Below are 19,281 nucleotides of genomic sequence, written 5' to 3'. Positions count from 1 at the left end.
TCGGGCTGTGGTGGGTTCAGGCGGTGGCGGCGTACCAGACGGCTCCCGTGAGGCCGGCCGCCAGCAGCAGGACGAGGACGGCGGAGCCGACGGCGTATCCGAGGTAGAGCCTTCGGGCGCGGGGCGGGTACGCGGCGGCGGCCGTCCGGTCGCGCATCCGAAGCCGGAGGTACCCGGAACTGGCGGGCGCCAGGCGTGTGACGCGCAGGCCGTGGCCGAGCATCGTGTAGCCGTCCAGCGGGGGCAGCGGGATCAGGTTGACGAGCGCCTGGGCGCTGCCGATGAGCAGCAGCGCGGCGAGCGTCCGCCGGGTGGGGTCGTCGCCCGGGGGCAGCGCCGCCCACCAGGCGGCGAACGGCAGCAGGAACAGCAGGTTGGCGAAGGCTCCCGCGGAGGCCACCGCCAGCTGGTGCCGACGCCGTTCCAGGAAGCGGTAGTTGTCGACGGTGCAGTACATGATGGCGACGGGCAGCCGCCAGCGCAGGCCGATCTCGCCGACGGTCCCACCGACGTGGCGGGCGGCCACACCGTGCGCGAACTCGTGCAGGGCCGTGCTCAGCCACATCAGGGTGGCCACGGCCAGCAGCGGCACCGGATGGCGCAGCAACCACCCGAAGGCGGAGAGGAGTTCACCGAGGGACACGGCGAGGGCGGTCTCCATGGCGAGGCAGCCGAGCAGCAGTGCCCCGAGCACCGCCGGGCGCAGGAGCGGGCGCAGCGCGCGGTGCAGCCGGGCCGTCGTGGCGTCGGCGTCCGCGACCAGGCGCAGCGTGCCGCGCAGCAGGCCGCCCCGGAGCGGCCCGCCGGGCGGGGCGGGCGCGGACGGCGGCGGGCCGCCGGCGAGCAGCCGACGGCTGCCGAGGAGGGCGAGGAGCTGCTGCCAGTTGCCCTCGCCGAGCCTGCGTCCGAAGGCGTGGCCGTATTCGGTGCCGATCTCCGCCAGGCTGCGGGTGCCGTCCAGCCGTGAGACGAGGAAGTGTTCCTTGGGACCGATCTCGAACGAGGCTCCGGACACCGGGTCCTTGACCAGGTGGACGGTGGCCGGTCCGTCGAGGAGCGGCGGGGACAGCAGGACCTCCGGGCGCAGGGCGGGCCGGTGGCCCAGCAGCCCGGTCATGCGGTGACCGCCCCACCGTCGGCCGGGACCTCGCCCCCGCCCTCGCGCAGCACCCGGCCCAGCAGGTGCGCCAGGTAGGCCTCGTCGCGGATGGTCACGTGCAGCCGGTTGTTGGTCATGTGCATGTACGGAGAGAGCAACAGCGGCAGGGCTTCGTCGGGGTCCGTCACCCGCTCGTCGCGGGTGCCGTCCCAGGAACGGAAGACCAGGTCGCCGTCGACGGCGAGCGACTCGGCGCGCTCCCGCAGCTCGTGGCAGTGGTCCGCCCACCCGGCGAGGAAGGCCGGGAGCCGGCCGCTCTCGCCGGAGGCGAGCGCACCGCGCACGGCCGCGAAGCGGCGGCCGAGCCCGGGTGCGGTCTGCCCGTAGGTCCGGTCGTACTCCTCGGAACCGATGAACCCGGTGCCGGGAAAGGCCTCGTGCCAGAACTCGTAGTACCGGTCGAGATATCCGGCGAGTTCCTCGCGGTCGGGCAGGAAGACGCCCGCCATGACCATCATCAGCTGGGCGGAGGTGCCCAGCAGGACGGTGCGCAGGTGCAGGTTCATGCGGTGCAGTGCGTCGATGACCAGATCGCTGGAGCGGGCGAAATGCCATTCGGCGAGTTCGACGCCGGCGGGGCCGCCGTACTTTCCGTATTCGGGCTCGTACGGCTCGCGGGAGTACGAATTGTTCGGCCGCAGGTTCATCCGGCCGTCGGACCCCATGAAGGCGGCCCGGTCGCCCTCGGGGAACTCGATGTCGAACAGCGTGTTGTAGAACTCGTTGAGGAATCCGGAATCGACCTCGTAGAGGGCCGGGCGGGCCTTGAGGAAGCCGGCGACGGCCTCCTCGGCGCGGCGCCGCACCTCGCTCTCCGCCTCCGGCGTGGCGGGGCGCAGCCGCAGCCGCACGTGCGGGCCCTCCAGCCAGTAGTTGATGAAGAAGTGCCCGGCGAGCAGCCCGTCGGCGGTGAGTCCGGCGATCAGCGGGCGGACGCACTGCACCAGCAGGGGCTGCGGGTTGGCCGCGTAGAAGACGTGCAGGGCCTGCCAGGCACCTCGGGTGTCGGCGCGCGCGCCGGTGGTGGACGGGGTCATCTCGGACATCGCGTGCCGCCTTCCTGGTCTTCCGGGTCTGCTTCGTCCCGGACGGTGGTGGTGGTGAAGGTCTCGACGGCCAGTTCGGCGACGTGCGCGCCGCGCGCCGAGTGCACGTGCAGGCCTTCGGGGTCGGGGAGCATCTCGCGGAAGACGACCCGGTGGGCCGGGTCGCGCAGCAGCGTCTCGAAGGCCGCGAGCGAGAGGAGGCTCGCGAAATCGACGTAGGTCGGCTTGGCCCCGGCGGCCGAGGGGCCGGCCGACACGGTCGCGAACACCTGCTCGGGCAGGCCGTGGGTGCGGCGCCAGCGCTGCCAGTCGAGGAAGTGCCCGGCCTCCCGCGCCCCCCGTACGGGCAGGTCGCCGGCGGTGGTGGTCCAGCTGCGGCGGCTCAGCACGACGTCGCCGTGGACCACCCTGGGCCGGGTGGTCACGTTGTCGCGCGCGGCACCCTCCGGTACGCCCGCCCACACGTCGAGCGGTGACATCGACGACGGGGACAGCAGCAGGAGCGTGCGCGGGATCGCGGGCAGCGCGAGCGGCACCAGGTAGCCGAGGTAGACGGGGATCACCTCCCGGCCCAGCCGGCGCGAGCGCAGCACCACGCGTCCGGTCGCGGGCACGTGCTCGGCGTACAGGTCGTCCAGGTGCAGCCGGCGCTCCGGCGGGAGGGTGCCGCTCTCGCCGGGGCAGACGATCTCGTGGCCGGTCAGCCGGCCGTGCAGGTTGAGGTTGGTGGTGACGGGGCCGCCGGTGACCTCGGCGAGGACCGCTCCGGGCGGGGTGATCCGGTCCGCCGTGGCGCGCAGGGCGTCGGAGAGGTCCGCGCCCGTCCCGTCGTACACGTGGGTGAAGCGGCTGAAGGGGAAGGACAGCCCGCCGTACGAGCGGTTCAGCACGGTCAGTGGGGTGCCCTCGGCGGGATCGCGGCCGAGCTGGAGGTGGTGGCAGCGCGGTGCGAACCGCGGTGCGATCGGGGCGAGTTCCTCCGCGACCGCGGCGAGGTCCGGTTCGCCGAGGCGCAGGACGGCCGTCCCGTCGCCTCCGTGCCCGGCCTCGTACGCCGCCCAGGCCTGCCGCATCCGGTCGATGAACGTGCGGCGTGCCGCGTCCAGGGCGCGGATGCCCGGCAGGCCCAGCCAGTTCTCCTCCGCGACGTACTCGCCGCGTTCGTCGAAGGGCTTTCGCCGTGCGGTGAACGACAGGTACTGGTCGAAGAAGTCCTCGTGGAAGTCGTGCACCAGCCCGAGGAGGTCCTCGCAGCGGCCCCCGGCGCCGTAGCGCGCGGTGAAGAAGCCCTCGAAGGTGATCCGCTGGGCCAGGGTGAGGTCGAAGGCGGGCAGGATCCGCTCGACCGACCGCAGCGCGGTCCAGTCGCGGGGCGGGCAGGACAGCTCGCTGCCGGCGCTGACGTCCTCGTACAGCAGGGTCTGCGGCAGGGCCGCGTCCGGGGCGCCCAGCTCCTCCTGGGCGCGGTGCAGTCCGCCGCGCAGGACCCGCAGCAGGTCGGCCCGTTCCGCCCGCCCCGCGGCCGGGTAGCCGGCCAGGGCGGCGGCTGGCGCTTCGAGCAGGGCGGCCAGCCGGTCGGCCCAGGGCCGCTCCAGCGAGGTCAGCGCCTGCCGGAAGGAGCGCAGCGGGTCGTGGCTGTGCACCTCGGTGTCGAGGAGGGGCACGCGCACCATGCCGAGCTGGAGGAGGGCGCGGACGTACGCCTCGCACTGCGCGGGGCCGGCGGCGTGCTCGGCCGCGAGCCAGTCGGTCAGTTCCCGGTGGCGCAGCTCGGGGCGCTCGGCGAACAGGGCGAGGAGCCGGTCGAGGGTGCCGCTGCGGCGCAGGAAGAACAGCCGGTCCTCGACGGCGTCGAAGGTGACCGCGGCCGCGTCGTCGCCCGCCGTCACGGAGCGCCGTACGTAGCGGATCCGGTCGTCCTCGCGGCCCCAGCCGGAGGCAAGGCGCAGCGGAAGGTCCCGGCGGCGCACGGGGTCGGCCAGGATCAGCTCGGCGAGCCGGGCCAGCACCACGACGTTGAGCCGTACGTGGCTGCTCCACGCGTCGGCCACCCGCACCGCGCCGGGCCCGCCCTCGTCGGGGGCGTCCGTGAAGCGTGCGGTGGCCACGGCGGTGAGGGTGCTGAACGGGCTCGTCTTGCAGGCCGTGCGGTACACGTACGACAGGAGGGACCGCTCGGCCTTGCGGGTCCGCCCGTTCTGCGCCCCTTCGGCGCGGGCGTATCCGTCGAGCTGCCCTTCGAGCACCGGTGAGGCGAGCAGCAGGCCGCGGCGCAGGCGCTCGTCGGCGACCAGCGCGCGCAGGGCGGCCCGGTTGCGCGCCAGGTCGGCGGTGAGCAGCGACGGCCCCTGCGCCAGCAGCTTGTCCAGCAGACGGCGCCGGTGCAGCCAGCCGGCGAGCTGCTCGGCGGCGCACTCGTCCACGGTGGCGACGGCCTCCACGGCGGTCTCCGTCGAGGCGTCCGGCCGGGCCGGCAGCCGGTCGTTGTGGATCTGGCGGCGCAGCCTCAGCAGTGCGCGGCGCTGGGCCGCGCCCGGTCCGTCCGGTGCCGGGTCGGTGGCGCCGACGGCGGCGTGCAGTACGTCCTCCAGCCGCTGGGCGCCCTGGCGCAGGCCCGTCTCGGCGGTGAGGACGTCATCGGCCCAGCCGCGGGTGCCGTCGGCGCGCAGGGCTTCGACCTCGGACAGGGCGAGTCCTGCGACGCGCAGCATGAAGCGGTCGCCCGCGTGCCACTCGGTGGTGTCCATCGTGCCGCTCCCTTCAGGCGATCTCGTGGCGGAAGTCGGCCGGCCGCGGGCGTTCACGGCCGAGCAGCATGATCAGCAGGGGGGCCTCGTCGGTGCCGGTCAGCCCCAGCTCCTCGATGTACGCGATGTTGTCGAAGCCGAGGGCCACGCCGGCGCCCAGGCCGAAGGCCGCGGCCGTGGTGTAGAAGGTCTGCGCGACGGCGCCGACGGCGCCGCCCACGAGCCGGTAGCCGCGGTCGCCCACCCGGTCCAGTACGGCGGTGGTGCGGACCGTCGGGACGAGTACCGCGCCGGCCTGCTCCAGGTTGTAGTTGGACAGGAAGTAGTTGCGCTGGAGGAAGGGGCCGGGCGGTCCCGGCTTGACCAGCCGCAGGGTGTGCGCGGCCGGGTCGTAGGCGTACGCGCCCGGGGCGATGCCCTCGACGTGGTTGACGAAGGCGTACAGCGAGGTGAGGGACGGCCCGGCGGGCCGCTCGGCCTCGGTCCCGTAGCGGGTGGCCGCGCAGTCGGCCAGCGCGGCGGCGAGCTGCCCGGCCGCGACCGGGCGTGAGGCGTCGAAGCGGCCGAAGCTGCTGCGGCGTTCGCGCAGGGCGCGGCCGGTGCCGGCCGGCGGTGCGGGCGGAGTCGGCAGCGGCAGCCGATCGGCGCCGCGCGGCGGGTGGGCGGCCGCCGCGTCCAGGGCTTCCGGCGCCGGACGGTCGGCGGCCCGGCCGGCGGTGGCCCGGTGGATGCGCCGCAGGGCCTCGAACTCGATGACGCGGCGGGAGCGTTCGACGTCCCGGTGGCGCGCGGTGGCGCCCGTCGCGCCGCCTTCGGCGGGCGCCCGCGCGCCCTGCCAGGTCAGCGGGACGACCGCGAAGACGCCCTCCTCCTCGGGAGCCACGCCCAGCAGCCGGGCCAGGCGTTCCTCGTCGAACCACAACAGCGGGTCGATCCGCAGCCCGTACTGCGCCGCCCACAGCCGCCATGTCTGCACGAGCGCGCCCACGTCCATGCTGACGGCGTGGAAGGAGAAGCTGTTGTACTTGAAGGCGTTCTGCCAGTACTTGACGCTGAGGACGAGGTACTGCGTCGCCCGCCCGGCGGCGCCCGTCCCCGGGCCGAGGGCCTCTCGCACGTCGCCCGTGACATCGCCCGTCAGGAGCCGGCGCAGCCCGTGCTGGTGCGGCGCGTAGTGGTAGAGGCCGGGGGTCAGCGGTCCGCCCGGGCCGGCCGCCCAGTGGACGGCCACCGGGTAGAGGCCGCCGCCCGAGGCCGTGCCGCGCGACCAGTTCGCGTGGCGGTAGTGCGGCAGCGCGGCCAGGTCGGTGTTGGCCTGCACCGCGAGGCGCCGGCCGGTCAGCCCGTACGAGTCCCTCAGCAGGCCGGACAGCAGCGGCAGGGTGAAGCCGGGTGCGGGCCGCTGCGGCGTCGTGTACGGGGGCTCGGCCGGCGAGGGGGGCAGGGGGAACGTCTCGGCGTCCGGATGGAACTTGGCCTTGCGGGGCCGGTCTGCCCAGTCGGGGACGAAGTCGACGGGCTCCATCGGCACCCTGCCGCGGTGCATGATCTCGTGGGCGTAGACATGGGCGTGGCCCATGGGTCCTCCTGCGTTCGGGGCGGACGCCGGCGGTGGCCGGTCAGGGGAAGGGGTGGGGTGCCGGGTTCAGGTCGCCGGGGTCGAGCGGGCGCTCGCGCAGACCGGCGGTGAACAGGCCGGTCCGCATCCGCGGCATGCCGAGTGCCCGCTGCCGGGACCACCCGAAGTCGATGGGGAGCAGCCCGGGGACGAGGACGCTCACGGTGTGCAGTCCGAGGGCACGCTGCTCGGGCATCGTCTGGTCGACGACCACGACGTCGAACCCCTCGGCCGCGACCGCCGACACGCACCTCTCCAGGTCGGTGCGCACGTCGTCCGAGGCGGGCGCGCCCCACCCGTCCGGCCACTCCAGCTCGGCGAGGGTCCGGGGGCGCTCGCGGCCGGGGCCGCGCAGGAGGAAGTCCGCGTGCTCGGCCATCTCCGGGATGCCGTAGACGAGCGGATGGTCGTGCAGCGCCGTGACCAGCTGGAAGTCGGCCGCCATGGCGCGCAGCCGGGTCTCGTCGCGCTCGGTGCGCCCGGGCAGGTTGACGGCGTCCGTGGCGATCTCGCACAGTGCCGAGGCCAGGGCGGACTCGGGGTCGAGGCCGGCGCCGGCGCCGAAGCACATCCGGCCGGGGCCGCCGTCGAACCGTTCGGCGACCGCCGTCACGACGGGGACGGGGAAGGTGATGCGGGTGTCGAAGAACCGGGCCCGGTAGCCGTACATCGCCAGCCGGTCGACCATCGCCCGGGTCGAGGTCCGGGCGCTGCTCGCCGGGTCGATCTCGGGCAGCGGCTGGCGTCCGTACCAGGTGAGCAGGAAGGCGTCGCGTTCGACGACCTCCATCAGGCCGAAGTAGGCGGCCTCGGCCAGACTGCCGCCGGAGGCGCACCCGTTGGAGCTCTCCTGCACGAACCGGTTCTCGAGACCGGGGGCGTGGTAGTACGTGAGGATCTCCGGGACCAGGCGGGGCACCCGGTCGCGCAGCGACCAGCCCCACACCCAGGCGATCTCCCGGTCCGGGTCGAAGGGGCGTACGCGCGGGTTGTCCCGGTGGAAGGCCTCGCTGTAGAGGCCGGTCTCCCGCGGGTCGACCGCGTCGGCGCCGAACCGCCTGAGGGAGCCGGTGACGCTCGTGGTCCGGGCGCGGGCCCTCATCCCGGCGTAGCGCTCCAGCCCTTCCAGGACCCCCACGTGCGCGCTGCGCGCGAAGGAGTCCGTGTGGCCGCCCCAGAACGTCTCGCGCAGGTACTCGCCCGAGCGCATGGAGAAGCAGCCGATGGTCGCGGAGGTGGAGGTGGACGAGACGTCCTGGACGAGGGAGGGGCCGAGGGCCCCGCACAGCGGGTTCGCGAAGGCCGCCACGTCGATCCCGTACGACTCGACGGGTCGGGTGCGGAACACCCCGGGCCGGTGTTTCGGCGCGGGCGGCAGTTCGGGCACGGCCGCTTCGGCGGTGTCCTCGTACGGGGTGGCGCAGAGCGGGCACTCCGGGTCGGGGACCAGCGGGTACCGGCGTACCAGGCCGGTCCGCAGGTCCAGCAGCCGCACGTCGGGGAAGACGCCGGGCCCGGGGGCGCCGGGGCGGGGTTCCCGGGCGGCCGTGATCAGCGCGGCCAGGGCGTCGGCGGCGAAGGGGTGCGCGTACGGCCAGTCCCCCGCGGCCCGGGTGCCGCCGCCGAGTTCGAGGGCGTCGCGGAGCGCGACGGACCGCACCGCCTGCCAGCGGCGTTCCAGGCAGCGGGCGCAGCCGCCGGACGGCCCGACGACCGCCTGGTGGCCGTACAGGTGCACGGGTACGGCCCCGCCGTCGGCGGCCGAGGGGACGGGCCGGGTGAAGGCGTCGCCGACACCGAGCGGGGCGAGCGTGACCGGGGGCCCGCCGAGCGCTGCGAGGGCGCGGCCCAGCCGTGCGGCGAAGCGGGTCGCCGCGTCGGGGCCGAGGGCGCCGGCGAGGGCGGGGTCGCGGGCCGTCAGCGGATCAGTGGTCATCGCCCGGCTCCTGGGCGGTGGTCAGCAGCACTCTGGCGGTGTGGAGTCCGGCCGAGGCCAGGTCAGGGGTCCCGGTGGGGACGACGTAGGCGTCGCGGCCCGCCGACCGCAGGCGGTCCAGCACCTCGGACCAATCGGCGGCGGCCCGGTCCGGGCCGGGGGTTCGGGCGCCGGGTGCGGTCGTCAGCGTGCGGGCGTCGAGGTCGGGCAGGAGCGGGTCACCGGTGTCGGCGGGCCCGCCGGGAGCGGCGTCGTCCCGCTCGTACTGGACGGCGCCCAGCAGGTCCCGCAGCGCGGCCGCCTCCGACGTCCGCCGGTCCAGGGCCGCGCCCACGGCCCAGCGTTCCCCGGCCCGGGCGAGCAGCACGTGCACGCCGGAGCGCGCCGCCTCGCCGAGGTCGAGGAGCTCGACCGGGAGCCCCAGGCGCTCCGCCGACCGTACGAGGAAGGCGAGTTCGGCGTCGGGGGTGTCGTCGGTCAGCGGTACCGGCGCCGCCGCGGCGCCGTGGACGGCCCGCAGCAGGGCGTCGTGGGCCAGGGCGGACAGCAGGCCCGCGGCGGCCGCGTCGGCGGGAGCGGGTCCGGCCCCGGCGCCGGCGCGGGTGCGTTCGAAGAGCCGGTCGGCGTTGTGCGGGCCGAAGGGGCGGACGGCGCCCGCGGGCACGAGCGCGGGCTCCTTCGTGACGAGGGACACGGCCTGCTGCCATGCGGTGGCCGTGCCGGGCAGGCCGGAGGCGACGGTCAGCGAGCCCTCCGCCACGGCGCTCTCGCCCCGGGCGGCGACACCGTACGCGGGGGCGACGTGCTCGGCGTAGACCACTGCGGCCGCGTCCAGCGCCCGCATCCGGGCCCCGGCGACGTGGTGGACGTCGAATGCCGCGATCGTCCGGGGGCCGGTGTGGCCGAGGCCGAGCTCGACCGCGCCCAGTTTGAGGGGGATCTGGGTCAGCGGCTCGTCGGTGTGGCGCGTGAAGACTCCGGTGTAGGGACGGACCAGCGCGGAGCGCCGGTTCAGCTCCTCCACCAGGGCGTCCGCTGCGCGTGCGGTCTCCAGGGTGGGCAGGGCCGGGGCGGCGGTGGTGCCCGCCTCGGCGAGGTCCACGGGGGCCACGGGCCGGCGCGCGGCCTCGGTGTCCGGGGCGCAGAAGGGGCAGCGCGGGTGGGCGAGGAGCGGCTCGGCCGTGACGTCCAGGGACGCCATGTCCTGCACGATCACCTGGCCGGCGGTCTCGGCGGGCAGCGCTCCGGAGGCGGTGCGGAAGACCTCGTAGCCCAGGAGGTTGCCGATCATCGCGGCGAGCGGCCGCCCGGGCTCCGGACCGGCCGCGGCGGGCCCGCCGGGCAGGGCCAGGGTGCTCCACAGGTCGGCCGCGGCCGCGGCGGCGCCGTCGCGGCCGGCGGCGGCGCCGAGCCGGAGCGCGGCGCAGGCCCAGCAGCCGGGGGTGCCGGCGGCCATGAGCGGTCCGATGACGGCGTCGGCGCCGTAGGACCAGGCCGGCAGGAGGGTGCGGCCGGCCGGGATGCCGGCGCGCAGCAGCGGCAGCAGGCGGGCGGGCGCGGTGCGGCCGCCGGTGACCACCACGACGTCGTAGTCGGACAGTTCGGGCCAGGCGGGCTCCCGCTCCGCCGCCGTCGGCAGGGTGCGCAGTTCGGCGGGGCAGCCGTCGGCGACGGCCTCGGCCACCTCGGCGTCGAGGTCGGGGGTGGCGGGTACGGGGGTGCCGGGCGCGGGCGCGGCGAGGGCCGGTGTCACGCCGACGACCGCGCAGCCGTTGCGTATCAGGCTCGACGCGCACCAGCGGGCGACGTCGTCGTCGCCGAGGACGGCCACCCGGGTCCCGCGGAAGCGCAGGAAGCGCGCCTCGGCGTCGTCGGAGTAGTGGTCGGCGTAGGCGATCTGCGGGGCGTACCGGCGGGCAACGTCGGGGTCGGGCGCCACGTGTCCGGCCGCGGGTTCGGCGGGGGTGGTGACGGGCCGGGCGAAGTCCCGTTCGTACAGGGTCCGGACGAGTTCGCCGACCATCGCCCGCTGCGCTTCGCCGAGGCCCCGGCACAGGTCGGCGACGGAGTGCTCGCCGGTGAGGTGGGGGACGATCAGCGTCGCGAAGCGGTACGCGGACTTGGCCGTGAGGCGGAAGCCGCCGTCCGCGTTGTGGAACAGCACGCCGTCGGGCGTCTCGGTGAACAGCACGTCGCGGCGGATCCGGGGACGGGTCTCGGCAACGGCTCGGTAGCTGGCGTGGGCCATGGGAACACCCCTGGGTGCGGTCTGGGCGGGATCGGGGAGGAAGCCTGGAGCGGGGAGGTGCGAGGGGCCGGGGCGGGGAGGTGCGAGGGTCCGGGGCGGAGAGGCGTGCGGGGCGGCGGGGCCGGGCGGTGCGGGTCGGGCGGGGCCGGGCGGGGTCAGCGCGGTGCGGCCGGGGCCGCCGTCTCGTGGGTGCGCAGACGCCAACGCGCGTAGATGCGGAGCAGGTCGTGCAGGCGGTACGGGCCGGGCGGTCCGTCCTCCAACAGCCCTGCCTCCACGAGCTGTTCGAGTACGGCTTCGCTCTCCCCGGCCGACGGGTCCGCGGCTGCTGCGCGTGCGCCCAGCCGGAGGAACGCCTCCCGCAGATCGGGGGCCAGTGCGTCGAGGGCCTGCCCCAGCACCTCGGGTACGGAGAGCCCGGCGTCCTCGGCGAGCGCCAGCCGTACGGGTGGGTCCTCCGCGAGCCAGGCCGCGCAGTCCGCGAGGGACAGGCCGGGCCGGGTCAGCAGCCGTCCCGCGGCGATCCGCAGGGCGAGCGGGAAGTGCCCGCACACGCGGGCCAGTTCACGGGCGGCGGCGGGCTCCGCCGCGATCCGTTCCGTGCCGACGAGCCCGGCGAGGAGCCCGTACGCCTCGGCGGGCCGGAGCACGTCGAGGCGGTGCACGGCGCCGCCGTGCGTGGCGACGACCGCGGCCAGTTGGCGCCTGCTGGTCACGAGGACGGCGTCGTCCTCCGCGGCGGGCAGCAGCGGCAGCACCTGCCAGGATCCGGCCGCACCGTCCAGGACGATCAGGCGGCGGCCGGGGGCCGGTTCCGGCAGGAGCCGCGCCGCCTCCTCGACGGCGACCGGGGTCCCGTCCGGCCGGGCCAGCTGGAGGGTGAACACCCCGCCGGGGAAGGCCTCCTGCACCTCGTGGGCGGTCTGGCGGGCGAGCGCGGACTTGCCGATGCCCGGCGCTCCCGAGACGACGACCAGGCGCGGACCGCCTGCGGCGGTGAGCCGGGCGGCCATGGCCCTGCGGTCGGCGTCGCGCCCGGCGAAGGCCGGGACCGGCGGTACCGCGCGGGGCGGCCGGGCCGTCGCGGCCGCGCCGGCGGGCAGCGCGGGGGCTCCGGCCGCGTCCGCGGTGCGCGCGGGCAGCGGCGGGGCGGGCGCCAGCTCTTCGGCGCGCAGGATGGCGAGTTCCAGGCGGCGCAGTCCCGGTCCGGGGTCGATGCCGAGTTCGTCCCGCAGCCGGTCGCGCACCGTGCGGTATTCGGCGAGCGCCTCGGCCTGGCGCCCGGTGCGGTAGAGCGCCTCGACGAGCTGCTCGGTGAAGCGTTCGCGCACCGGGTGCCGGCGCGCGCTCTCGTACAGGTCGACCAGGACCTGATGGCAGTTGCCGGCGGCGAGTTCGAGGTCGCAGACCCGTTCCAGCACCCGCAGCCGCTCCTGTTCGAGTGCGGGCACCGCATCGTGCTGGAGCATGCGCGAGGCGACGTTGGCGAGGGGGTGCCCCTGCCAGAGGGACAGCGCCTCGCGCAGCCGGTAGAGCTCCTCCCCCGGGCCGGCCGCCGCCCCGGCCCCTGCCGCGAGCGTGCGGAACTGGACGAGGTCGAGGGTTTCGGTGTCGCTGTGCATCCGGTAACCGCCCGGCACGGCCTCGATCGTGGTCGCGGATATGCCGTACTTGGCGAAAAGCCGGCGCAGCCGCAGGACGCACGTCTGCAGTGCGGCGCGGGCCGTGGCGGGCGGTTCCTCGTCCCATACGGCGCGCAGCAGGTAGGTGGTCGACACCACCGTGTTCGGGTGCAGCAGAAGTGCGGCGAGGAGACTGGTCGGCTTGGACGGTTTGAGAACGACGGTTTCGGGGCCGTGCGCAATGCTCAAGGGCCCCAAAAGCTGGAACCGGATGATTGATCCCCCGTGTCGGGACACGCATTCCCCCAATAGGGAGCGTGGCGGGGGCGGTGGTCTGCCGGTTCTGCGGGGCCGTCACACGCCGGAAATAGTCCGGACCAATCCCGAAGTCGCCGTCCGCCCCCCGTTGGGCGGTGAATAACTGGAACACTACATAACGGATCTTGTGGAAGTCGAGCCGACGGATGGCACATTTCCTTCCCGCCGACCTTTTCTCCCTTCTCCGTAACCCGGACGCTTCGAGGAGTTACCGCCGGTTCGTCAAAACCGTTAAGCGGTAAACGAATTACTGTGGCGGCGCCATCCAAGCACGATGTCGTGATCCAATTAAGGTGCATATCACGCCACTGATATGGCCGATCCTCATCCCCGCCGCGACCGCCGCCCTCCGGACCGCCGACATCGGCCCCTTCCGCTCCTCCTCCCGCCCTTTTCAGAGCGGACACCCTTCGTGTTCGGCACCGCCCGGGGTACACGCCGCCCTGCTCGCCCTCCTCGGCTGAGCGGGTTCCGCTCCGGCGCGCCGGTGGCCGTCTCCCGCCTGCGAGCAGCCGCCGGCGGGATCCTGAACGCCACAGCCACGGCCGCCCGCCACCTCCCTCCAAGGAGTTCCACCATGTCGAGCCGACCCGTCCTGGAGCCCGCCGCCCAGGCCTTCGCCGACGCCACCGCCAAGCCTCCGTTCCTCTACGAGATCCCCGTCGCCGACGGCCGCAAGGCCGTGGACGACGTCCAGAGCGGCGACGGCGTCGCCCTGCCGCCCGTCGACGAGGAATGGATCGCCGTGCCCGGCGGCCCCACCGGCCAGGTCCGCACCCGCATCGTCCGCCCGGGCGGCGCCACCGGCCCGCTCCCCGTCATCCTCTACATCCACGGTGCGGGCTGGGTCTTCGGCAACGCCCACACCCACGACCGGCTGGTGCGCGAACTCGCCGTCGGCGCGGGGGCGGCCGTGGTCTTCCCCGAGTACGACCTCTCCCCCGAGGCCCGCTACCCCGTCGCCATCGAGCAGAACTACGCCGTCGCGCAGTGGATCACCACGGAGGGCCACCGGCACGGCCTCGACGCCGACCGCCTCGCCGTCGCCGGCGACTCGGTGGGCGGCAACATGAGCGCCGCCCTCACCCTGATGGCCAAGGAACGCGGCGACGTCCGACTCGTCCAGCAGGTCCTCTTCTACCCGGTGACCGACGCCTCCTTCGACAGCGCGTCCTACCTGCAGTTCGCGGAAGGGTACTTCCTGCGCCGCGACGCCATGCGCTGGTTCTGGGACCAGTACACGACCGACCCGCTCCGGCGCACGGAGATCACCGCGTCCCCGCTGCGGGCCGGCACCGAGCAGCTCACCGGACTGCCGCCGGCCCTGGTCATCACCGCCGAGGCCGACGTGCTCCGCGACGAGGGCGAGGCGTACGCCGCGAAGCTGCGGGCGGCCGGGGTGCCCGTCACCGCGCTGCGCGCGCTGGGCACCATCCACGACTTCGTCATGCTGAACGCCCTGCGCGAGACCGCCGCGGCCACCCTCGCCATCGGACTCGCCGTCGACACCCTGCGCGAGGCCCTGGCCTGACCGGCACCCCCGGCGCCCCCGGACCCTCAGCCCAGCGCGCGGTCGAGGTTGAACGCGGCGCTGATCAGCGAGAGGTGGGTGAAGGCCTGTGGGAAGTTGCCCAGTTGTTCGCCGGTCGGGCCGATCTCCTCCGCGAACAGGCCGAGGTGGTTGGCGTAGGTGAGCATCTTCTCGAAGGCGAGCCGGGCCTCCTCCAGCCGGCCTGCGCGGGCCAGCGCCTCCACGTACCAGAACGAGCAGATCGAGAAGGTGCCTTCGGGGCCGCGCAGGCCGTCCGGGCTCGCGGTCGGGTCGTAGCGGTACACCAGCGAGTCGGAGACCAGGTCCGTGGTGAGTGCGTCCAGGGTGGAGAGCCACTTGGGGTCGGTGGGCGAGACGAACTTGGCCATCGGCATCATCAGCAGCGACGCGTCCAGCACGTGGTCGTCCAGTCCCTGGACGAACGCCGCCCGCTCGGCCGACCAGCCGCGCCGCATGATCTGCCGGTAGATCGCGTCCCGGGACTCCCGCCAGCGGGTCAGGTCCGCCGGCAGACCGCGGCGGTTGGCCATGCGCATCGCGCGCTCCAGCGCCACCCAGCACATCAACCGCGAGTACACGAAGTTCCGCCGGCCCGCCCTGGTCTCCCACACGCCCTCGTCGGGCTGGTCCCAGTGCTCGCACAGCCAGTCCACCACGGCACCGACCTCGTCCCAGCGGTCACTGCTGATCGGCTGCCCCCACTTGTCGTAGAGGTAGATCGAGTCGATCAGGGCGCCGTAGATGTCCAGCTGGAGCTGGCCGGTGGCGGCGTTGCCGACCCGGACCGGCGCGGAGCCGAGGTATCCCTCCAGGTGCGCAAGCTCGTATTCGGGCAGGTCGGTGCGCCCGTCGATGCCGTACATGATCTGCAACGGACCGGTCTCGCCCGTGCCCCGCAGGATGCCGCGCTCGGAGATGAACCCCATGAACGCCTCGGCCTCCGAGGTGAAGCCCAGGCGCAGCATCGCGTACACGCAGAAGGCGGCGTCGCGGACCCAGACGTAGCGGTAGTCCCAGTTGCGCTCGCCCCCGATCTGCTCGGGCAGGCTGGTGGTCGGTGCGGCGACGATCGCACCGGTCGGCGCGTAGGTGAGCAGCTTCAGCACCAGCGCGGAGCGGTTCACCATCTCCCGCCACCGGCCGTGGTAGCGCGAGCGGGCCAGCCAGTGGCGCCAGAACCGGACGGTCGCCTCGGCCTGCTCCTGCGCCTCGGCGCGCGGGCACGCCCGGGGCGGGACGTCGTCGCCGATCCGGTCCAGGGCGAACACGTGGGACTCGCCCTCGAGCAGCTTGAAGTGCGACCGGACGTCCGGGCCATCGGCTTCCAGGGGTGCGGTGGCAGTCAGCGCGAGCGCCAGTGAAGGGGACCGGAACACCGCCGTGCCGCCTTCGAGGTGCGTGGTGTGCGCTTCTGCGCCGTAGCCGAAGCGGGGGGCGATCCGCGCCCTGAACGGGAGGGTTCCGCGGACGCAGATCACCCGCCGGATCAGCCGGTGCCGGGCCGCCTCGCGGGACTCGTCGACGACGGGCATGAAGTCCTGGATCTCCGCCACCCCGTCCGCGGCGAAGAACCGCGTGATCAGGACGTTCGTGTCGGGGAAGTAGAACTGTCTGGTGCGGGTCGGGACCTCGGCGGCCAGCTCGAACGACCCGCCCCGGTCGGCGTCGAGGATGGACCCGAAGACGCTGGGCGCGTCGAAGCGCGGGCAGCAGTACCAGTCGATGGTGCCGTTCGTGCCGACCAGGGCGGTCGTACGGAGATCGCCGATCAGGCCGTGGTCGGAGATCGGGGTGTACCGGCCGCCGTACGCCTGCTCGGAACCAGTGGTGTCGAACGCCATGCGGGCCTCCCTGCCGCTGCGGCCCGGGCCAGGAAGTGAAGCTCCCCCTTCATGCTAGACCTGCTGCGCCTGCGTTACAGCCGGTGCCCGGTGGCGGCGAGATCTGCCGGGAGCAGCACCGACCAGCGGCGCGGGGTGCCCCTGGCACGGACGGCTGCCGCGCTGCTCGGCCGAGCAGCGCGGAGCGGTGACGGGCCGGCAGACCGTCCGCGCCGTCCAGTACGGTCCGGCGAGAACGAGTCGGTGTCAGCGTCGTCCCGCGGCCCCGCAGCACCCGGGTCCCGGCGCGCTCGGACTACTCGGCCGCGGTGTCCAGCAGGGGGTTCCGATCGGGTGCAGCCCTCCGCCGACGCGGTCGCCCGGGTACGGACCGTGGCCGGTCGGCACGGGGCCTCGGTGCCGCCTCAGGCGGGGGGTGTGCGGACGCCGAACCACTGTTCGGCGCCGAACTCCTCGAAGCGTTCCACCTCGGCGAACCCCAGCTTCGCCGCGAGCCGCACCGCGCGGTCGTTGGCGCTCTGGGTGCACAGCACCACGGGCTCGCCGGGGAGTGCGCCGGCGAACCAGTCGAGGGCCGCCCCGCACGCCTCGGCGGCGTACCCGCGGCCCCACGCGTGCGGCAGGAACATGCAGCCGAGCTCGGTCTCCCCGCCACCCGGACGGACGTGTCCGCGACGACCCGGGGCGCGCGGGTCGAGCGTGATCATGCCGATCATCGCTCCGTCGAGCTCGATCACGAAGAAGCCCGGACGCCGGCCGGGCACCTCGGGCGCCGAGCGCTCCAGCTCGGCACGCGGTCGGGAGCCGCCGACGTAGGTGCCCACCTCCGGCGAGGCGAACAGTTCGACGAACGCCTCACGGTCCCGGGCCTCGGACTCGCGCAGCACCAGCCGCTCGGTCCGTATCGGCGCGGTCGGCCAGGCCACTTGATCGAGTCCCGTCATGAACGTCAACGTACCGCACCGTGGACGCACGGCCGGGTCAGTCGGCCGCCGGTCGCCCGCCGGTCGGCCGCCTGTCGCCCGTCAGTCGGCCGTCAGTCGGGCCAGGTGCCGGTGAGCCGCCGGACGGCCACGGCCCCGCCCCGGTCGATGGACGCCTTGACCGCGGCGAAGACGGCGCCCTGCAGGATCGCGGCGATGAGGATCTCCCGCCACGACCGGTCCTCGTCGGTGGCGTTCGGCGCGTCGTCCTCGCGGCCGAGCCCCTTCCACACTTGCTTGAACGCGACGCCGGCCAGCGCGCCTCCGAGGGCGCCGAGGGCCAGCCCCACGGGCTTGTACGCGACTGCCGAAGCCTTCATCGGTGCCTCCTCGAGACGGGTTCGCGTTCGCTTCTCCCTGGCGCCTGCCCGCTCCGGCGCGCGGCTAACGCGCGGGACGGCCGTTAGCCGGGCGCGACCGAGGGTAGACGCGCAAGCCGGCCGGCGGTCCGCGCCGGCGGGCGACCCTCGACGAAGGAGTTGGGCCATGGCACACGCAGTCGACGTCATCACCGAACTGACCGCGGACCACCGTGAGATGGACGAGACGTTCGACATCATCGAGCGGGCCGTCCCGGCCGGGGAACGGCAGACGGCGGCAGAGCGGCTGACGATCGAGCTGGTCCGGCACACCGTCACCGAGGAGGAGCACCTCTACCCGACGCTGCGCGAGGTGTTCCCGGACGGCGACCTCATCGCGGACCGGGAGATCGCCGAGCACGCCCGGATGGAGAAGCTCCTCAAGGACCTCGAAGGGCTCGACGCCGACGGGCCGGATTTCGATCCGCTCGTCGCGGCCCTCCGGGCCGAGGTCACCGCGCACGTCTGGGACGAGGAGGAGAACCTCTTCCCGCGCCTGCGGGAGGCCTGCGCACAGGAGTCCCTGGAGCGGATGGGCGAGAACATCCGCCGGGCGAAAACGCGATCGCCCGGCCACCCCACCACCCCGCGCACCGGCCTGGTGGAGCACGCCCGCGCCCTCGTCACGACCCGCACCGGGTCCACCGGCCCGGAGCCCGGCGCCCGCCCCAACGCTCCGTACCCGCACCACAACTGGGCATGAGCCGGCCCTCGCCCTGCGCTGCCCGCTCAGCCGTACATCGCCACGCGGTACAGGGTCGCGAGCGCGTCGTCGATGGGATGGGGCTGCGGCCTGCCGGCGCAGTCGAGCCCGTTCCACCTCTGCAGGTTCACCGCGACCGCCATCCGCCGTCTGCCGTCGGCACGGGTCATCGCCAGGGCTCCACCGCCCCAGACCGTGCCGCCGTGGCCCCAGAAGGTGCCCTGGCCGGGGGCCCGCGTCGGGTGCAGGCCGAGGCCGTAGTCGATGATCTTCCCCTCCTGGGAGACGACCGGAACGGTGCGCTGCATCTGCGCCAACGACGACGGGCTGACGATCTCCCCGGCCAGCAGCAGGCCGTAGAAGCGGTTGAGGTCCGAGACGGTCGATATCAGCGAGGCCGAGGGCCCCACCCATGACATGTCGTAGGCGCTGTAGTCGCGCGGCGGGTCGATCATGCCGAACCACGCCTCGTAGAGCCGCGAGTGCGGCCCGTCGACGTCCGGTCCGGTGGGGAATCCGGTGTCCCGGAGTCCGGCGCGCTCGATGACGTTGCGGGTGATGTACCGCTCGGCCGTGGTGCCGGTCACCTGCTCCAGGATCTGGACGAGGAGCAGGTAGTTGGTGTTGGAGTACACGCCCGGCGTGCCGCCGGGGGTGCCGACGGGCGGTGCGGTGACCCCCATCTCGATCAGTTCGGCGGGGTCGAACCGGGTGAGTCGGTGGTCGTCCAGGCTCTGGGGGCCGGTGTCCGCGAGGACGGGGTACGCCTTGAGGGAGGGGTAGGCGTACGGGAGGTACTCGGCGAGGCCGCTGGTGTGGTTGATCAGCATCCGGACCGTGATCGCGTCACCGCGTCCGCCAAAAACCGGCTCCGGAAGGTACCGGCCGATCGGTGTGTCGAGACCGATCCGACCGCTCTCGGCCTGCTGCAGGACCGCGGCGGCGGTGAAGGTCTTGGTGATGCTGCCGACGCGGTGGCGCATGTCGGCGGTCACGGGGCGGCCGGTGTCGACGTCGGCCACCCCGGCGGCCCCGTGCCAGACCTGGTCGCCGTCTCGTACTTCGGCGAACAGTCCCGGCATCCCGGCGCGGTGCACGTTCTCGACGGCCGCGTCCAGTGCCGCGAAATCCAGTGGGTTCTTCACGTCA

The 19,281-nt window shown here is 74.3% G+C and carries 13 protein-coding genes; 2 read left to right on the top strand and 11 right to left on the bottom strand.

Going from position 1 to position 19,281, the window contains the following annotated elements; genetic code table 11:
- Window positions 1–16: 16 nt before the first annotated feature.
- The 7 genes from IG86_RS0123625 to IG86_RS0123595 form a co-directional block, all read right to left on the bottom strand.
- A complete protein-coding gene (locus IG86_RS0123625) occupies window positions 17–1,117 on the bottom strand; it encodes a metalloprotease (RefSeq protein ID WP_030822037.1) in 1,101 nt (366 codons plus the stop codon).
- On the bottom strand, window positions 1,114–2,196 hold the full coding sequence (locus tag IG86_RS0123620; protein WP_385872548.1) for a lantibiotic dehydratase C-terminal domain-containing protein: 1,083 nt from the start codon (window positions 2,194–2,196) through the stop codon (window positions 1,114–1,116). Before IG86_RS0123620 ends, IG86_RS0123625 begins: the two co-directional genes overlap by 4 nt.
- Window positions 2,193–4,952: a lantibiotic dehydratase gene (locus tag IG86_RS0123615; RefSeq protein ID WP_051785357.1), complete on the bottom strand. Its 2,760-nt coding sequence runs from the start codon at window positions 4,950–4,952 to the stop codon at window positions 2,193–2,195. Before IG86_RS0123615 ends, IG86_RS0123620 begins: the two co-directional genes overlap by 4 nt.
- Window positions 4,953–4,965: 13 nt before the next feature.
- Window positions 4,966–6,531 (bottom strand): SagB family peptide dehydrogenase, encoded by a 1,566-nt coding sequence (locus IG86_RS0123610; RefSeq protein WP_030822022.1) that lies wholly within the window; start codon window positions 6,529–6,531, stop codon window positions 4,966–4,968.
- 40 nt (window positions 6,532–6,571) lie between these two features.
- The gene (locus tag IG86_RS0123605; RefSeq protein WP_030899362.1) at window positions 6,572–8,506 is read right to left on the bottom strand and encodes a TOMM precursor leader peptide-binding protein; all 1,935 of its coding nucleotides are present in this window, start codon (window positions 8,504–8,506) and stop codon (window positions 6,572–6,574) included.
- On the bottom strand, window positions 8,496–10,754 hold the full coding sequence (locus tag IG86_RS45100) for a TOMM precursor leader peptide-binding protein (RefSeq protein WP_030899358.1): 2,259 nt from the start codon (window positions 10,752–10,754) through the stop codon (window positions 8,496–8,498). Before IG86_RS45100 ends, IG86_RS0123605 begins: the two co-directional genes overlap by 11 nt.
- Before the next feature lie 155 nt (window positions 10,755–10,909).
- Window positions 10,910–12,625, bottom strand: a complete 1,716-nt coding sequence (locus IG86_RS0123595; protein ID WP_078906010.1) for an AfsR/SARP family transcriptional regulator — start codon at window positions 12,623–12,625, stop codon at window positions 10,910–10,912.
- Window positions 12,626–13,271: 646 nt separating this feature from the next.
- On the opposite strand from IG86_RS0123595, the gene IG86_RS0123590 reads away from it, so the two are divergent.
- A complete protein-coding gene (locus IG86_RS0123590) occupies window positions 13,272–14,225 on the top strand; it encodes an alpha/beta hydrolase (protein WP_030822009.1) in 954 nt (317 codons plus the stop codon).
- 26 nt (window positions 14,226–14,251) lie between these two features.
- Here the strand turns inward: IG86_RS0123590 and IG86_RS0123585 are convergent, their stop codons facing one another.
- The 3 genes from IG86_RS0123585 to IG86_RS0123575 form a co-directional block, all read right to left on the bottom strand.
- Entirely contained in the window at window positions 14,252–16,087 is a 1,836-nt protein-coding gene (locus tag IG86_RS0123585) for a glycoside hydrolase family 15 protein (RefSeq protein WP_030822003.1), read from the bottom strand.
- 404 nt (window positions 16,088–16,491) lie between these two features.
- Entirely contained in the window at window positions 16,492–17,031 is a 540-nt protein-coding gene (locus tag IG86_RS0123580) for a GNAT family N-acetyltransferase (protein WP_030821999.1), read from the bottom strand.
- A 92-nt stretch (window positions 17,032–17,123) separates the two neighbouring features.
- Window positions 17,124–17,390: a DUF4235 domain-containing protein gene (locus IG86_RS0123575; RefSeq protein ID WP_030899351.1), complete on the bottom strand. Its 267-nt coding sequence runs from the start codon at window positions 17,388–17,390 to the stop codon at window positions 17,124–17,126.
- A gap of 166 nt (window positions 17,391–17,556) precedes the next feature.
- Between IG86_RS0123575 and IG86_RS0123570 the strand changes: the two genes are divergently transcribed.
- Window positions 17,557–18,132, top strand: coding sequence for a hemerythrin domain-containing protein (locus tag IG86_RS0123570; protein WP_063761562.1), 576 nt, complete (start codon window positions 17,557–17,559; stop codon window positions 18,130–18,132).
- A 26-nt stretch (window positions 18,133–18,158) separates the two neighbouring features.
- On the opposite strand, the gene IG86_RS0123565 is transcribed toward IG86_RS0123570, so the two are convergent.
- A complete protein-coding gene (locus IG86_RS0123565) occupies window positions 18,159–19,277 on the bottom strand; it encodes a serine hydrolase domain-containing protein (RefSeq protein WP_030899349.1) in 1,119 nt (372 codons plus the stop codon).
- Window positions 19,278–19,281: the final 4 nt, after the last annotated feature.

The sequence above is a fragment of the Streptomyces virginiae genome (assembly GCF_000720455.1).
Classification (GTDB): Bacteria; Actinomycetota; Actinomycetes; order Streptomycetales; family Streptomycetaceae; genus Streptomyces; species Streptomyces virginiae.
The sequence above is the reverse complement of the archived record's forward strand: the minus strand, read 5'-3'. Positions and strand labels throughout refer to the sequence as shown.

Excerpts from the sequence above, each read along its gene's own strand:
- IG86_RS0123625 (WP_030822037.1), bottom strand. The coding sequence starts at position 1,117 with ATGACCGGGCTGCTGGGCCACCGGCCCGCCCTGCGCCCGGAGGTCCTG.
- IG86_RS0123620 (WP_385872548.1), bottom strand. The coding sequence starts at position 2,196 with ATGACCCCGTCCACCACCGGCGCGCGCGCCGACACCCGAGGTGCCTGG.
- IG86_RS0123615 (WP_051785357.1), bottom strand. The coding sequence starts at position 4,952 with ATGGACACCACCGAGTGGCACGCGGGCGACCGCTTCATGCTGCGCGTC.
- IG86_RS0123610 (WP_030822022.1), bottom strand. The coding sequence starts at position 6,531 with ATGGGCCACGCCCATGTCTACGCCCACGAGATCATGCACCGCGGCAGG.
- IG86_RS0123605 (WP_030899362.1), bottom strand. The coding sequence starts at position 8,506 with ATGACCACTGATCCGCTGACGGCCCGCGACCCCGCCCTCGCCGGCGCC.
- IG86_RS45100 (WP_030899358.1), bottom strand. The coding sequence starts at position 10,754 with ATGGCCCACGCCAGCTACCGAGCCGTTGCCGAGACCCGTCCCCGGATC.
- IG86_RS0123590 (WP_030822009.1), top strand. The coding sequence starts at position 13,272 with ATGTCGAGCCGACCCGTCCTGGAGCCCGCCGCCCAGGCCTTCGCCGAC.
- IG86_RS0123585 (WP_030822003.1), bottom strand. The coding sequence starts at position 16,087 with ATGGCGTTCGACACCACTGGTTCCGAGCAGGCGTACGGCGGCCGGTAC.
- IG86_RS0123580 (WP_030821999.1), bottom strand. The coding sequence starts at position 17,031 with ATGACGGGACTCGATCAAGTGGCCTGGCCGACCGCGCCGATACGGACC.
- IG86_RS0123575 (WP_030899351.1), bottom strand. The coding sequence starts at position 17,390 with ATGAAGGCTTCGGCAGTCGCGTACAAGCCCGTGGGGCTGGCCCTCGGC.
- IG86_RS0123570 (WP_063761562.1), top strand. The coding sequence starts at position 17,557 with ATGGCACACGCAGTCGACGTCATCACCGAACTGACCGCGGACCACCGT.